The organism is Paraburkholderia phenazinium (assembly GCF_900142845.1).
Classification (GTDB): Bacteria; Pseudomonadota; Gammaproteobacteria; order Burkholderiales; family Burkholderiaceae; genus Paraburkholderia; species Paraburkholderia phenazinium_A.
In genome coordinates this window covers 493207-507722 of the sequence record NZ_FSRU01000003.1, presented here as the reverse complement: position 1 = coordinate 507722, position 14516 = coordinate 493207, and the positions used below count along the sequence as shown (strand labels likewise).

Sequence of the window (14516 nt, the reverse complement as noted above, 5' to 3'; positions counted from 1 at the left end):
GGGATTGATACGAGGAAGGGACATCTATCTTGCGTGATGGCACCCGATCCCACGCACTTTGCAGCAGCCGCGCCGGCAAGAACTACATCCAACTGAAACGGATTTAACGATGGTGACAGGCAAAAGCCCCGTGTACAGGTTGAACAATGGAATCGAGATGCCCGCATTCGGACTTGGGGTGTTTCGTAGCAAGCCTGAGCAAACCGTAGCTGCGGTCAGATCGGCAGTCGCAAATGAATACCGGCTGATCGACACGGCTGCAGCCTATATGAACGAGCAGCAGGTTGGGGAGGGTATCCGCTTGTCTGGCGTCCCAAGAGAGGACGTCTTCGTGACGACCAAGGTCTGGATCACCGACTACGGCTACGACCAAACCCTTCGTGCTTTCGACCGAAGTCTTCTGAAGCTGGGATTGGATGTCCTGGACCTTTATCTGATTCATTGGCCGGTTCCTTCGGCCTTCGATGCAACTATCGACGCTTACAGGGCTGCGCTGAGGCTCCTTGAGGAGGGGCGCGTTCGAGCGATCGGTGTGTGCAACTTCAGCTCCAACCATCTCAACAGGCTGATTGAGAAAACGGGTCACATTCCCGCGGTGAATCAGGTAGAACTGCATCCCTTCTTCATTCAGCGTGAACTTCGCGAAGCTAATGAGAAGCACGGAATCATCACCCAGGCGTGGTCTCCGATTGGCGGCATCAAACGCGACGGAGAAAAGGCGAAGACCTCGCAGGAGATGCATGACCCTCTCTCCCATCCAACAGTGGTGCTGCTCGCCAGGAAATACGGAAAGACCCCGGCGCAGATTATCCTGCGCTGGCAGATCCAGTTGGGCACGTCTCCCATCCCGAAGTCCGTGAGTCCGGAACGGATTGCCGAGAACATCGATATCTTCGACTTCGGACTTGCGTCGGGGGAAGTTCAGGCAATCAGCGAGCTCGACACCGGCGAACGTGGCGGACCAGACCCGGAGCAGGTGAGTCCGCAAACCTTTCCTATAATCAATCGTGACTAAACCAGACCTACCTATGTCAGCTATGTCACGCCGCACTCTGCTCGCCAATGGAACCGCGTTTGGTGCAAGCCTGTTGATGAGTAAGGCAGCTTTTGGGGCTGGGTCTGGCGCTGCCGGCGGCACGGTAGTCGTCGGTGCCAGTTCAGATAACGTCCCTAACCTGACCGTGCGTACCTTCAGCTCGCCGCGTCACACAACGCGCTACCTGGAGGCTGGCCCGGCCGATGGGCCGTTGATGATCTTCCTCCATGGCTGGCCCGAGATCGGCCTGATGTGGCGCGCGCAGATCGAGGCGTTCGCATCCGAAGGCTGGCGCTGCGTTGCACCGGATATGCGTGGCTATGGCGGCTCATCGGTGCCGGCCGCTTCCGAGGCCTATGCCTTGAACGAGATCGTCCACGACATGGTCGAACTGCACGACCATTTGGGGGCGCGCCCGGCAATCTGGGTTGGCCACGACTGGGGAAGCCCCGTGGCCGGAGCACTCGCTGCGCACCACGGGGCGCGCAGTCGCGGCGTGGTGCTGATCTCAGTCCCTTACTTTCCGGAGGGCTTCGCACTGCCCAATCTCGTGCCGCTGATCGACCGTCAGTTGTATCCTGCGGATCAATATCCGGATGGGCAGTGGGATTACTTCCGCTTTTACCTGACGCACTTCAGCCAGACGGTTAGCGATTTCGAGGCGGACACCCCGGCAACGCTCGCGTCGCTCTATCGGCGCGGCAATCCTGCGTCTGTCGGCCAGGTCTCTCCGTCCGCCTTGATCACAAAAAACGGTGGGCGTTATGGCTCGGCGCATCGCGCCCCGGTGACGCCGCCTGATCCAGCGCTCTGGACGCCCACCGACTTTAACGAGCTGGTCGATGCGTTCGATGTCAGTGGTTTCCGTTCAGTCAATGCCTGGTACCTGAACGACACCGCCAACATTGCCTACGCGCACACAGCGCTCGACGGCGGCCAACTACGCCAGCCCGTTTTGTTCGTCAACGGTGATTGGGACGCAATCTGCGACATCAACCGCAGTCGCCTCGGAGAACCCATGCGCAGCGCCTGCGCCGACCTTTCCGTAACGAACCTGCCCGCTGGCCACTGGCTTCCGCTTGAGCGCAAGGCTGAGCTTGTCCAAGCGATTCGTTCGTGGCTTAAGACGAGCGGGTTGTAGCGGGTGGACCGGCCGGGTGAACGTTTCCCGGTCGAAGTGAACCAGTTCGTCGATTGGCTGAGGCAAAGCTTCCTCGCATGAGGTTAATCAAGCACCCCGACATGCCACAGATCCAACAGCCCTTTCCCTACAGCGTGGAGTGTTCGAAATGTCTGATCAGAAAATTTTTGTTGCCGGAGCGACAGGCGATACCGGTGGAGCAGCTACCGAAGCACTTCTAGCGGCTGGTGAAAAGGTACGCACACTGGTGCGGAAGGAGGACCAACGTTCGGAACGACTGAAGTCACGTGGAGTCGAAGTTTTGGTCGGTGACCTTTCCAGTCTGGACGACGTGGCACGAGCTCTCGAGGGCATTTTTTCGGCGTACTTTGTTTATCCAATCGAAGCAGGGGGAATACAGGCGACCGTCTATTTTGCTCAGGCGGCCCGGGAGGCTGGAGTCAGCGGGATCGTGAACATGTCGCAAATTTCCGCTCGCAGGAACGCAACGAGTCACGCCGCACGTGACCACTGGATCTCGGAGAGGGTATTTGACTGGTCGGGAATCCCGGTCACCCACATTCGCCCGACGTTCTTCGCACAATGGTTAACTTATCCCGGCCAGGTTGCAAACGTCAAAAAGGACGGAACGTTGAGGTTGCCCTTTGGTAACGGGCGTCATGCACCGATTGCAGCAGAAGATCAGGGGCGCGTCATCGTTGCGATTCTTCGCGATCCAGCTCCGCACGCTGGCAAGGTCTACCCGCTCTACGGTCCCGTCGAGATGAACCACCATCAGATTGCTGATGAAATGAGCAAGGTTCTGGGCCGGGAAGTGAAGTACCAGCCGATTGACCTCGATATGTTCGAAAGGCGTTTGAATACCGATTCGAAATTTAGCGATGCATTTTCACAGCATCTCCTGTCTGTCGCTGTCGACTATCAAAATGGCGTTTTCGCCGGTACCAATACGCTGGTCGAGGAACTAACGGGCACCCCGCCCATGACCGTCGAGGCGTTCATCCGGAAGCACGTAGCGGTCTTCGCAGACTGACGGTCTAGTCCGGCCCTCGAAAGAAGCTGCTCGCGATTGCCTGGACTTGCGTAGGACGCTTCGTGAGCAGGTATCCCGATCACCAGAACGCATGAAGTAGTTGGCACTGACCGCAAAGTGCGAACCCTTCCGGCTCCAATACCCGCGATATATGACGTAGTTGATTCTGAATCGGATTCGAAACTTTGACCCGAGAGAGCGGCTTGTGCATATGACCGCTACCGAATGCAAAGGAGTCGTTCCTGTGGCGGCGCCGACTGGCGGTAACGGGTCGACAAGGGAAGTTCGCGCCGAGATCGGGCAGGCGACTGACGCGCGCTGGCCGAACTTCCGGGTTCGGCCAATTGTCGTCATTCAGCCTCTCAATTCGAAAGACCGTTCACAGAAATGAATGAGGCATTGAAATTCCGGGCGAGAGCCGGCTGGCCGTTGACCAAGCCGGGGACTCGAAGCGGATGTCACTCAGGAAAGAGGGAGGGCAAGTCGTGCTATCTCTGCAAAGTATCGCGCGCCGGTGAGCAATATGTCGTCGTTGAAGTCGTACGTGGCGTTGTGGAGCGGGATACCTCCTTCCTTCCCCGTATCGCCGTTGCCAATGAAAATAAAGTTACCCGGTACGGCCTGAAGGAACGCGCCGAAATCCTCGGAGATCATCATGGGCTGCACGCTGGCGTCGATTTTGTCTGCGCCGGCGATATTGCGGGCCGCCGCAACGGCAAGGTCGACATATTCCGGCGAGTTTACGGTGGGCGCAAATTCGTGCGTGTATTCGAACGTGCATTCAGCCCCGTGCGTATGACAGATCCCTTCGCTGATTTCTCGCATGCGAGTTGCCAGCATGGCCTGGATTTCGGGCGTGTAGCTGCGCGTGTCGCCCTTGATCGTGACGTTCGACGGGATGACGTTGCGGATGCCATCCGTAATGAACTCCGTGCAGGAGATCACCGCCTGCAGACTCGGATCGAGATTGCGGGACACGATTGTCTGCAATGCCAGCACGATTTGCGACGCGATCACAATAGGATCGACGCCCATGTGCGGTCTCGCTGCATGCGTGCCACGGGCTTTGATATGGATGACGAAGTTGTCTTCGCTGGCCATGATGCCGCCCGCGCGTGTCGCGAAGGTTCCGGCGGCCATGCCGGGCATATTGTGCGCGCCAAAGATTGCGTCGACGGGATATCGCTCGAAAAGCCTGTCGTTCATCATCGCTTTTGCACCGCGGCCATGTTCTTCAGCCGGTTGAAAAATGAATCGTACGGTGCCGCTGAAGTTCTTCTGTTCGGCAAGCAGACGCGCCGCGCCGAGAATCATCGACATATGTCCGTCGTGTCCGCAGGCGTGCATCTTGCCTTGCGTTCGCGAGGCATACGGGCGGTCCGGTGCGTTCTCCGCGATATTGAGCGCATCCATGTCCGCACGCAGACCAATCACGCCACGGCCGTTGCCGACCGTGAGATTGGCGACGAGGCCGGTGCCGCCGATTCCCCGGTGCACGTCGAGGCCGAGGGCCTTCAAGGCGCGTGCGACATAGTCCGAAGTCGCGACTTCCTCGAAGCCGGTCTCTGGGTTCCGGTGCAGATGCTGACGCCAACTCTTCAACTGCGATTGCAAGGCGATTTCCATGACGTCTATCCTTTTTCGATGGCCATTCAGATTGTCTTATCGAACCGCGGCTTCGAGCCATTGAGCCTGACGTGAAAGCACCGAGTCGGCCATTTCACCCACGCATTCACGGTACACCGACGGCGCCGTTGCTCCCTCGGTGCTGATTACGAGAACGCGCGAATCTTTGTACAGGCCGGCGGCGCGCGCCAGTTGCGGATCCTGCACGAGGACTTCGAGACCCGCGTAGCCCGCTGCGCCGGATTCACCGACTACCAGCGGAACGTCCGCACCCGTTCCAACTGCGAGCGTGCGCATCGCGGCAATCGCGTCTTTGTCGCTGATCGTCATAAAATCGTCTACGCACGACTCGAGGATTTTCCACGCGAGCGGTGAAGCTTCGCCGCATGCAAGGCCGGCCATGATTGAATCGACGGAGCCGGTTGCTTTCGCCGCCCGGCCTTCGCGCGCACTTTGATACAGGCAGTCTGCCTGCTGCGGCTCGACGACAACGAAGCGCGGACGTTTGCTGCCATAAATTTCCCAAAGATAGCTGGCGACTCCGGCAGCAAGACCGCCGACACCGCCTTGCAGAAATATATGCGTGAAGGCGCAGTCGTCGGCAGGACTTTCTGATTGCTCGACGATCTCGGCCGCGATCGCACCGTAGCCCTGCATGACGTCGCGAGGAATGGCTTCATATCCTTCATAAGAGGTGTCTGAGACCACGTGCCAACCGTTGTCTTTTGCAAGGCGCGCCGCTTCTTCCACCGACTCGTCGTAGTTACCCTCGATACGAATAATCCGCGCACCGTATGCAGCGATGGCACGCTCGCGTTCAGCGCTCACGTTGGCGTGCAGGACGATCACGCAATTGCAGCCGAGTGTTTGCGCCGCTGCGGCCAAGGCTTTGCCATGGTTGCCGTCGGTCGCGCTGATCACGACGAGGTTCGTGAGCATTTCCTTGTAGCGTCCCTGGATCAGGCCATTCGGATCGAGATCATGCTCTGGCCACAAACGCAGAATCAGGCGTACGAGCGCGATCGGTGCACCCAGAGCCTTGAAGCTACCGAGTGGTGAGCGGACGGATTCGTCCTTGAGGTTCAGGCGCGCCACGCCAAGTCGTGCTGCCGCATCGGGCAGGTTCCATAGCGGCGTAGCGGACGGACTGAGAAGCTTCCAGTTCTTAAGCCATGCACGGCTCTGCTCAGCGGACTCGACACTCAGAATTGTCTTCAGTTCGTTGGGATAGTCAGTGTGCGACGCGTGCTTGTTAGCGATCAGCATTGCGGTGAGGCTCCAGTGAATAAGTGTCCGGGGCGGGCCGTCGCATTCCCCGCGGGGAATCCATACGTCAACCAATGCCAAAATAATATTGCTTGACGTGCTCAAATTAATCCCTAAATCTAGGGTCCCGGCGCAATAATTTCTCGCTTTCGTACAAGGACCCGCCTCATGACTATCACTCTCGACGCTTTCGATCGCAAGCTGTTAGCCGAGGTCCAGCAGGACGCTCAACTCCCGCAAAACGAACTTGGCGCCCGGGTCAACCTCTCGACTGCCGCGGTAAACCGTCGTTTGCGCCGCCTCGCCGAAGACGGCGTGATTGATCGGTATGCAGCGATCGTCGCGCCCGAAAAGGTGGGCTGTCCTCTCACCATCGTCTCCATGGTGGAAGTCGAGAGCGAGCAGATCGACCTGCTCGATTCCATGAAGCGAGCCTTTGAGCAATGCCCGCAGATCCAGCAGTGCTACTACGTCGCGGGTGAATGGGATTTTGTACTGATCCTCACAGTGCGGGACATGGAGCAATACAACGACCTGACCCGGCAGCTGTTCTTTTCCAATAACAATGTGAAGCGCTTCAAGACGCTCGTGAGCATGAGTCGGGTGAAAGTAGGGCTCGGCGTACCTGTAGATATCGACGACTGAAGCAGATCACCCGGCTGCGCGGAACGTGACGTCTCTGTTGCATCGCCGCCGGCACGCGGCTGACAATGCCCACGGCGTCGCGATGGACATCGTCGTCTATCGCGACGAAGTCGCTTATCTGACGACGCTCGCGTCGTGCCAATCGCCCTGACCAAACTGCCGGACAGTAATCGCTCCGTTGCGAATGTCGCCGTTCGCGTCAAACTTGATCGTTCCCGTCACACCGTCCAGGGTCAGGTTCTGAAGCTTGGGCAGATAGACTTTCGGGTCGACCGAGTCGGCGGCCTGCATCGCACCGGCCATCGCCATCACAGCGTCATACGCATACGGCGCGTAGAGTTGCACCGGAACGCCGAACCGCTGCTGGTAGCGCTTGAAGAAGGCGTCTCCCTGCGGCATTTTCGACGGCGGCACTCCCGCCAGCGTGCAATACGTGCCGCTGTTCATCGCGGCGCCCGCGAGCTTAATGAATTGCGGCGTACAGGCTTCGTCACCTGCGATGAGTTTGGCCTTCAGACCGAGCTTCTGGGCTTGCTGAACGAATGCGGCCGCTTGCGTATCTCCGCCGGTGAAGACGATCCCGCCGGGAACGTGGCTCTTGATCGTCGTGAGGACCGCCATCCAGTCAGTGGTTTTGTCGGTACCGTATTCACGCGCGACAACGATGCCTCCCGAAGCCTTGACTGCTTTTTCGACTTCGTCGGCGAGTCCCTGTCCGTAGGCTGTTCGATCGTCGACGATCGCGATCTTCGTCGACTTCAGTTCCTTCACAAGAAAGGTGCCAATGACCATTCCTTGCCGCACGTCGTTCGCAACCATGCGAAAGACGTTCTTGTAGCCCTGCTCCGTGAGCTTGGGGTTGGTTGCGGACTCGGTGATCATTGGTATGCCTGCATCCGAATAGATCTTCGACGCGGGAATCGACGTGCCGGAGTTGGCGTGGCCGACTACGCCTGCAACACGGTCATCGACCAACTTTTGCGCAACAGTCACAGCTGTCTTCGGGTCGGCGGCGTCGTCCTGCGAATCCAGTGCGAAGGTTACCGGCTGCCCTCCGATACGGAGTTTCTTCGCGTTGAGATCCTCGATTGCGAGCCGAACACCGTTCTCGTCGTCCTTGCCAATGTGAGCCAGTTCGCCGGTCAATGGCGATACCTGGCCGATCTCGACCGTGACGTCCGCCTCTGCCAGAAGCGGCTGCACCGCGAACACCATCGTCAAAAGTGGAGGGATGAATTTCAGATTTTTCATGCTCGGGCGCTCGCTAGGTTGCGTCGACGGATTTAAGGGAACTCTGGCACTTCCGCGGCCTTTTTGGATCGCGTGAGGCTGTAATGATCGTAAAAGACGGGTGCGATAGCCAAAATCCTTCGGTTGTCCTGCGATGCAATTTCTGATCGTTCCGATGCGGAAAAGTGAGAGATTTTTGATGTCCATGTCGCCGCGAGAAAGCGGAACAACCGCGACGGTCGGTAAAGCTACGATCGCGTCGCGAACTGTAAGGGTTCGCGGATATGAAGCGTAACGGCACTATCGCGCTTCCAGATGCTGCGCTCGCAGCAACAGGTGTGGCTGCTATGGGTCAAGCAATGGTCGTTCGGGCGCGTATTGTGGGGGACCGTTGTGGGTCGAACTGAGCCCGACGCCAGGCGGTCTGCGGCGTATCGGTGATTCAGTCAGAATCGGGCCGGAGTTGGCCAGGAAGACACGTTCACTGGAAAATGCCGGAGGACATTCAAGCGTCGCTAGCGCTCCGAAAGCGGTCGATGAATCTGGCAGTGTCGATGACAGTTCATCACCCCACCCGCAAGGACACGCAAGCGGGCGCGAGCTTCCTGTTCATCAGCAGGACGCGACGTGCAGGCCACGTCTTGGTGTCGATGCCGACCGACCGGCAGTCCCGCCGCTGCGGATCGTCTTGCTCCGTAATCCCCTCCGCCGGTCTTGCATCGGTCTTCCACGACGGAATCTTGACCGGCTCTGCTCCCTCCGGCACAATTTTGTGCTCGCGGCGCGCATGCCGGAAGATCGGCGCGCGCTTGATTGGCGCGGATACTAGAGGACGACATGACCGAGAAGGCGCCTATGATTGTTAACATGCACACGGCGCCGGAAATCGCAGCCGAAGTGCCCGCCGCCTGGACGCATTTCCAGCGCGAGTTGACGCCTGCGATGAAGGATGCGGGGCCAGGGCGTTTCGGGATGGGCCGTCTTGGCATGAACGCCAGGCGTGTGCCCCCGGGCCACAGCGCGTGCCCGGCGCACACGCACCTTATGGCCGACGAGATCTTCGTCGTGCTCGAAGGGCAAGGTCTGTTCCGCTACGGCGATCGCGTGTACGAGATCCGCCCCGGAGATTGCATTTCCTGTCCGGCAGACACGGGGATCGCCCATCAGATCGCCAACCCTGTGACCCCGGACGGCACGGGCGACCTGGTCTATCTCGCGATCGGCGCCGAGCCGCCCGCAGAGGTCTGCACCTATCCCGACAGCGGCGCGCTCGTTGTCGACGCCCTCCATCGCCACGGATTCCTGCGCGAGGCGGATTATTACGAGGGGCAGCCACAACCCACGCCGCTTCTGACGCGCGGCCGCGACGCACCTGTCTGATCGGGGCACGCGGGGTTGGCCCTAGGGCGGGGCCGGCTCGAGTCGCGTCATGAATACACTGACACCTCCGACAGGGTCGCTGCGATCGCATCCCCCTTGGGCGAGCCCAGCCCCACCACCGAATCCCAGCCGGGATCAGCCTCGAAGCTGTTGTTGTTGCCGAGCGTGATGTCGTTCAAATGAAAGGGCTGTCGAGTGGCTGCGTGAGGTTCCGGCTTTTTTGCGATCTCGCCGTTGCAACCCGCCGTTCTCGCTGGAAGTCGTCCACCGGGTGCTCTGGCTCGACAGCGACCCGTCGGATATCAACACCGGCAACAGCAGACCCTCCCAACGCACACTACTTGCCATGACTTCTGTATTCGCGTTGAGAACATCGATATGCTCCTGCACCCCGATGGGCCCTACGGGGCGTAGGCGTTGCGGAGTTCCATGGCGAGAACGAAGCCCGAGTCAAAACCGGGCGGGTGTCCCCATACTTTCCTGCCAATTCCGTCGATGATCGACCAACAACAACCTGCAGTATCGTCGCCAATGTTTCTAGCTCGACACGGCACGCATTCTCGGCTTGAACTCCGTTACGACCATGGCGACGATGATCAGGACGGCTCCAGATAAATTGATGACGCTCAGGCGATCGCCCCCCAGCAGGTAACCGAACAATCCGCGGAAAAGCGGCTCAAGAACCAGGATAAGTGCGATCCGGCTCGGAGGCGACTCCACCTGGGCCTTGGTTTGCACGAAATAGCCGACCGCTGTACCTCCAATGCCTAGTACGACGATAGTGGTCAGGGCCTGCGACGTATGTGGCGTAGAGAATTCTCCCGTCGCGATTGACCATACGAGAGACAGCACGCCGACCACCATGACCTGAATGAACGCCAGGACTTCGGCATCATGGTTCTTGCTGACCTTCGACAGGATGACGATATGGAGCGCCGTAAACACTGCGCAGCCGAGGACCAGGACGTCGCCGATGTGAACAGCGCGGTCACTTATGGTAAGGGGAGCCAATCCGACTGCTGCCATGGCAGCACCCAACGCCTGTTGCTTATTCGGCTGCACCTTCAATAAGATCAGCGCGATTGATCGAGGGTCAACCAGCGTCGGGAACGGGGCGAGGCACCACAGTGGTCGTACGTGATGGAGATCGGTGGCAAATCATTCACGAGCACCTTGGCCCGTCTGCAACCTGATAGCCTTGACTCGTGGCAATCCCGGAGCGGCACGCGCGGAGTTCAACGAACCTCTTATCCATCACGGTATGTCATGAATGCTGACCCGATCCGCAAGGAAATCCAGAAAAACTCGCGCTCGCATGGGCATGTGGCCACCTTGTCCGACGAAGACGGCATGGACTTCTTCAACATCACCGGGGTTGAAGGCTTCGAGCACTGCCGACAGCCGGCCGGCAGCAATGTCCTCTCGAACCTGGAACGCAGCAAGGCGCGCGAGGCCTAACCCGGCGAGCGCCAGGCGATGCAAGGCTTCGCCATCACTGGCTTGTGCGTTTCCAGTTACGGGAAGGACGATATCCGTACCTTCGTGCCGTATGGGCCAACCGGCCTGGGAACGTAGGTAGTTTGCCCCGAGGAGATTATGTTGCCGCAGCTCATCTGGCATCGAGGGCATGCCGTGACGCGCCAGGTAACCCGGTGCTCCGACGATGACCATGCGTGTCTGGCCGAGCTTGCGTGCCATGAGGCTGGAACTTTTGAGTGGGCCTGCACGAACAGCCACGTCGGTGCGCTGCTCCAGAATGTCGATGACCTCATCGGTCAGCACGATGTCCAGTGTGACATCGGGATAGCGCTTCAGAAATTCCGGCGCAAGCGGTAACAGGAAGTGATGTCCGAATGGCACATTTGCATTGACCCGCAGCCTGCCGCGAGGCGTGATATGTGCACTGGCGCAACGTTCCGCTTCGTCCAGATCCGCCAGCACGCGCACGCCACGCTCATAGAAAACGCAACCTTCTGGAGTGAGTTGAAGTTGCCGTGTGGATCGATTGATTAGTCGCGTTCCGAGGCGCTGTTCCATACGCCCGACCAGTTTGCTGACGGCAGATGGGGTCATCCCACAGGCACGTGCTGCAGCCGAGAAGCCGCCCAGTTCGATTACGCGGACGAACACTTCCAGTTCGCCAGATCGATTGACCTCAAGACGCGCCATGCTGGCCTCCACGGTGAATTCAATTCACAAATGTTTTTACTGGAGCCAGTCTATCCCGTATTCGTCGTTGAATTCATCATTGGCGCTCGTACCGCCATTGAATTCACTGATATGAAAAAACGCTACAAACCATCGACCTGCGCAATGTTGGCCTTGACGCTGACAGCCGGTGCCATTGCGCCTTCTGGCCGTGCCAGCGCTACGGACCCCACCTGGGTGGCCACCTGGACCGCCAGTCCGCAGCCGGTATGGGGAGCGGATTTCCTGTTCCCCACCAACGTTCCCACCACGCTGCGTGACCAGACCGTGCGTCAGGTGGTCCGTGTCAGTCTGGGTGGATCGCGCGTGCGCATCGTGTTGTCCAATGCCTATGGAAAGCAGCCGGTCACCGTGGGCAAGGCCACGATTGCGCTGCCTGCAGCGGATGGAGCGGTGATCGTCGACAGCCTGAACACCGCCACCTTCGGCGGGCGAAAAGTTGCCACGATCCTGCCTGGCGCATCGTTGGTCAGCGACCCTGTCGCGTTACCCGTATCCGCGCTTGGACAGGTCGCGGTGAGTCTGTATTTCCCGGAAGAAACACCGATTACCACCTTCCATTGGGATGGTCGTCAGACCGGATGGATCGCTTCCGGCGACCAGACTGCTGCTGCGAAACCGGACGTGTCCAGTCCTCACATCGAACGCACCACAGCGCGCCCGTTGCTGACCGGGGTTTTCGTCGAAGCCGCACCCGACACACGCGCGATTGCGGTAATCGGCGACTCCATCACAGATGGCGCGACTGCCAGCCTGGACAAGGATAGCCGGTGGCCCGATTTTCTTGCCGCTCGCCTGGCGCCGCATGGGGTAGCGGTCATCAATGCAGGTATCTCTGGTGCTCGCCTGTTGTCGGATGGCATGGGCGTCAATGCCTTGGCGCGGCTCGACCGTGATGTCCTCGCGCAACCTGGTGTGCGGAGCGTCATTGTGATGCTGGGGATCAACGACATTTCCTGGCCAGGGACGGCCTTTGCGCCAACCGGTTCACGGCCGACACTGGATGCTTTGACGGCGGGCTATCGCCAACTGATCGAGCAAGCCCATAACCGTGGCGTGCGCGTGATCGGCGCGACGCTTACGCCGTTTGAAGGCGCGTTGCCCGACACGCCGCTCGATAACTACTACCAGCCCGACAAGGACGCTCTGCGTCAGCGGGTGAACGAGTGGATTCGTCACAGCGGCGCATTCGATGCTGTCATCGATTTTGATGCGGCACTACGCGATCCCGCTCACCCGGCCCGCATCAGCGCGCCTTTCGATTCCGGGGATCACCTGCATCCGGGAGACGAAGGCAACCGCGTCATGGCCGAAACCGTCGACCTCGAAGCCTTGCTGCCCGACATCGGCCACACCCGTTCACCGGACCGCTGATGCCCGGTTCCGATGCCAATTAGCGGAACCCACCGTTTCGATCCACCGCTGCCGGCATCGCACTCCGCACAAACAGCGCGTTCCTGGGTCAACCTCACGCGACATCGCGCAGCGCAGCCGCAAAACGCTTGTCCGCCAGATACGCGACATTGAATCGGCAGTACGCGGAGGCCTGATCGCTTCTCGGCGAAAAGATCGCGCCCGGGGCGAGAATCACACCGTGTTTGATCAGGGCCTCAGCCAGCTTCATGGAGTCAGGGTATCCGGGTAGCGATGCCCACAAATACAGACTCTGGTCGCTCACCTTGAAAATCTCCGCGCCGAGTTTTGTCAGTGCGTTGACGGCAACGTCCGTGGCCCGGTGAAGCTTGTCCTGAAGATGATTGGTGTGACGCAGGAAATGGCCGTCGCTAATGATCGCATCGAGCGTGCGCTCGCAATATTCGGAACTGCTCACATGCGTCAGCATTTTCACGTCGGCCAGATCGCTGGCAAGCGACGCATCGCATGCGAGAAAGCCGACTCGCAGCGCCGCCGACACGGACTTCGCAAAACTGCCGATGTAGATCGTGCGCCGCAATTGATCGAGCGTCGCGATGCGGGTCAGGGAGCGGGGCCGCAAATCGGCGAGCGCATCGTTCTCCACAACAGTCAGATCATGCACTTCGGCAAGTTGCAGGATTCGATGCGCTTTGGCCGCGCTCGTATCGGTCGCGGTTGGATTCTGGCCGACAGACTGCGTGAAGAAAAGCCGTGGCCGATACGTAATCAGGAATTCTTCGAGTTTCTGGATGTTCGGTCCGTCCACATCGCGCGGCACGCCCACGATGTTGGCGCCACTCAATTTCAGCTTGCCGAACAACGGGTAGTAGCCTGGGTCGTCGACGAGAACGGTATCGCCGGGTTTGACGAAATACCGGATGACCATGTCCATTGCCTGATTCGCGCCGTGCGTGAGAACGATCTGGGATGGGGTGGCTTCGATCTCATAACCTGCCAGTTTCTGCTGAAGCGATTGCCGTAGCGGGGCGTAGCCATACCGGCTCCCATAGCGAAACAGCGAGGCAACGCCCGTGCGAACGACACGCTGATGGTACTGATCGAGACGTGTCTCCTCCAGCCATTCGACCGGAGGAAATCCCTCTCCGAGGTTCAGCACGTCGGGTTTGACCTGCAACTGTTCGCGCATCAACCAGACGATATCCATCGCCCGATCGAGCGTGGAAGTCTCCTCGGTTTCGTCCGTCGCTTTCACGAGGCGCGACACGAAAAACCCGGAGCCACGCCGTGGCTCGATCAGACCGTTCGCGGTGAGGATGTCGAACGCGCTGATGACTGTGTTCTTCGAGCATCCGGACGCCTCAGCATATTCCCTAATGGAAGGCAGCTTCGATCCCACGGGCAACACACCTTCTTCGATCTGTCTGGCCAGATTGTCCGCCATCGAATCCGACAGGGTGGTCTTCTCACGCCGAATCATGATTGTTGCTCCGCAAAATACATCCACTGTTCTGGGTACAGTGAGTTGGCTGTCTGGGCTTACTGTACCTTTATAAAGGGTACGCAAGGCCTATTAT

The 14516-nt window shown here is 59.2% G+C and carries 13 protein-coding genes; 6 read left to right on the top strand and 7 right to left on the bottom strand.

Annotated elements, in window-relative coordinates; translation table 11 throughout:
• Nucleotides 1-157: 157 nt before the first annotated feature.
• The 3 genes from BUS12_RS35865 (at nucleotide 158) to BUS12_RS35855 (ending at nucleotide 3210) form a co-directional block, all read left to right on the top strand.
• On the top strand, nucleotides 158-1015 hold the full coding sequence (locus tag BUS12_RS35865) for an aldo/keto reductase (protein ID WP_290439588.1): 858 nt from the start codon (nucleotides 158-160) through the stop codon (nucleotides 1013-1015).
• A gap of 13 nt (nucleotides 1016-1028) precedes the next feature.
• Nucleotides 1029-2177, top strand: coding sequence for an alpha/beta fold hydrolase (locus BUS12_RS35860; RefSeq protein ID WP_253190302.1), 1149 nt, complete (start codon nucleotides 1029-1031; stop codon nucleotides 2175-2177).
• A gap of 148 nt (nucleotides 2178-2325) precedes the next feature.
• Nucleotides 2326-3210: an NmrA family NAD(P)-binding protein gene (locus tag BUS12_RS35855; RefSeq protein WP_074302230.1), complete on the top strand. Its 885-nt coding sequence runs from the start codon at nucleotides 2326-2328 to the stop codon at nucleotides 3208-3210.
• Between the two features lie 462 nt (nucleotides 3211-3672).
• Here BUS12_RS35855 and BUS12_RS35850 read toward each other — a convergent pair whose 3' ends face one another.
• Both BUS12_RS35850 and BUS12_RS35845 read right to left on the bottom strand, forming a co-directional pair.
• The gene (locus tag BUS12_RS35850; RefSeq protein ID WP_074302229.1) at nucleotides 3673-4836 is read right to left on the bottom strand and encodes a M20 aminoacylase family protein; all 1164 of its coding nucleotides are present in this window, start codon (nucleotides 4834-4836) and stop codon (nucleotides 3673-3675) included.
• Nucleotides 4837-4872: 36 nt separating this feature from the next.
• Entirely contained in the window at nucleotides 4873-6102 is a 1230-nt protein-coding gene (locus tag BUS12_RS35845) for a diaminopropionate ammonia-lyase (protein ID WP_074302228.1), read from the bottom strand.
• Nucleotides 6103-6270: 168 nt separating this feature from the next.
• On the opposite strand from BUS12_RS35845, the gene BUS12_RS35840 reads away from it, so the two are divergent.
• The gene (locus BUS12_RS35840) at nucleotides 6271-6747 is read left to right on the top strand and encodes an Lrp/AsnC family transcriptional regulator (protein ID WP_074302227.1); all 477 of its coding nucleotides are present in this window, start codon (nucleotides 6271-6273) and stop codon (nucleotides 6745-6747) included.
• A 114-nt stretch (nucleotides 6748-6861) separates the two neighbouring features.
• Here the strand turns inward: BUS12_RS35840 and BUS12_RS35835 are convergent, their stop codons facing one another.
• Nucleotides 6862-7962 (bottom strand): branched-chain amino acid ABC transporter substrate-binding protein, encoded by a 1101-nt coding sequence (locus tag BUS12_RS35835; RefSeq protein WP_437123894.1) that lies wholly within the window; start codon nucleotides 7960-7962, stop codon nucleotides 6862-6864.
• A gap of 852 nt (nucleotides 7963-8814) precedes the next feature.
• Between BUS12_RS35835 and BUS12_RS35830 the strand changes: the two genes are divergently transcribed.
• A complete protein-coding gene (locus tag BUS12_RS35830; protein ID WP_074302225.1) occupies nucleotides 8815-9357 on the top strand; it encodes a cupin domain-containing protein in 543 nt (180 codons plus the stop codon).
• Nucleotides 9358-9404: 47 nt separating this feature from the next.
• Here BUS12_RS35830 and BUS12_RS39720 read toward each other — a convergent pair whose 3' ends face one another.
• The 3 genes from BUS12_RS39720 to BUS12_RS35820 all read right to left on the bottom strand — a co-directional run bounded on the left by BUS12_RS39720 (nucleotide 9405) and on the right by BUS12_RS35820 (nucleotide 11526).
• Entirely contained in the window at nucleotides 9405-9536 is a 132-nt protein-coding gene (locus tag BUS12_RS39720; protein ID WP_290439589.1) for a hypothetical protein, read from the bottom strand.
• Nucleotides 9537-9894: 358 nt separating this feature from the next.
• Nucleotides 9895-10383: a DMT family transporter gene (locus tag BUS12_RS35825; RefSeq protein ID WP_083640858.1), complete on the bottom strand. Its 489-nt coding sequence runs from the start codon at nucleotides 10381-10383 to the stop codon at nucleotides 9895-9897.
• Between the two features lie 228 nt (nucleotides 10384-10611).
• The gene (locus tag BUS12_RS35820; RefSeq protein WP_074302784.1) at nucleotides 10612-11526 is read right to left on the bottom strand and encodes a LysR family transcriptional regulator; all 915 of its coding nucleotides are present in this window, start codon (nucleotides 11524-11526) and stop codon (nucleotides 10612-10614) included.
• A gap of 144 nt (nucleotides 11527-11670) precedes the next feature.
• Between BUS12_RS35820 and BUS12_RS35815 the strand changes: the two genes are divergently transcribed.
• Complete coding sequence (locus BUS12_RS35815; RefSeq protein WP_074302782.1) at nucleotides 11671-12939, top strand: SGNH/GDSL hydrolase family protein; 1269 nt, start codon at nucleotides 11671-11673, stop codon at nucleotides 12937-12939.
• A gap of 94 nt (nucleotides 12940-13033) precedes the next feature.
• Here the strand turns inward: BUS12_RS35815 and BUS12_RS35810 are convergent, their stop codons facing one another.
• Complete coding sequence (locus tag BUS12_RS35810) at nucleotides 13034-14419, bottom strand: aminotransferase-like domain-containing protein (protein ID WP_074302223.1); 1386 nt, start codon at nucleotides 14417-14419, stop codon at nucleotides 13034-13036.
• Nucleotides 14420-14516 lie beyond the last annotated feature (97 nt).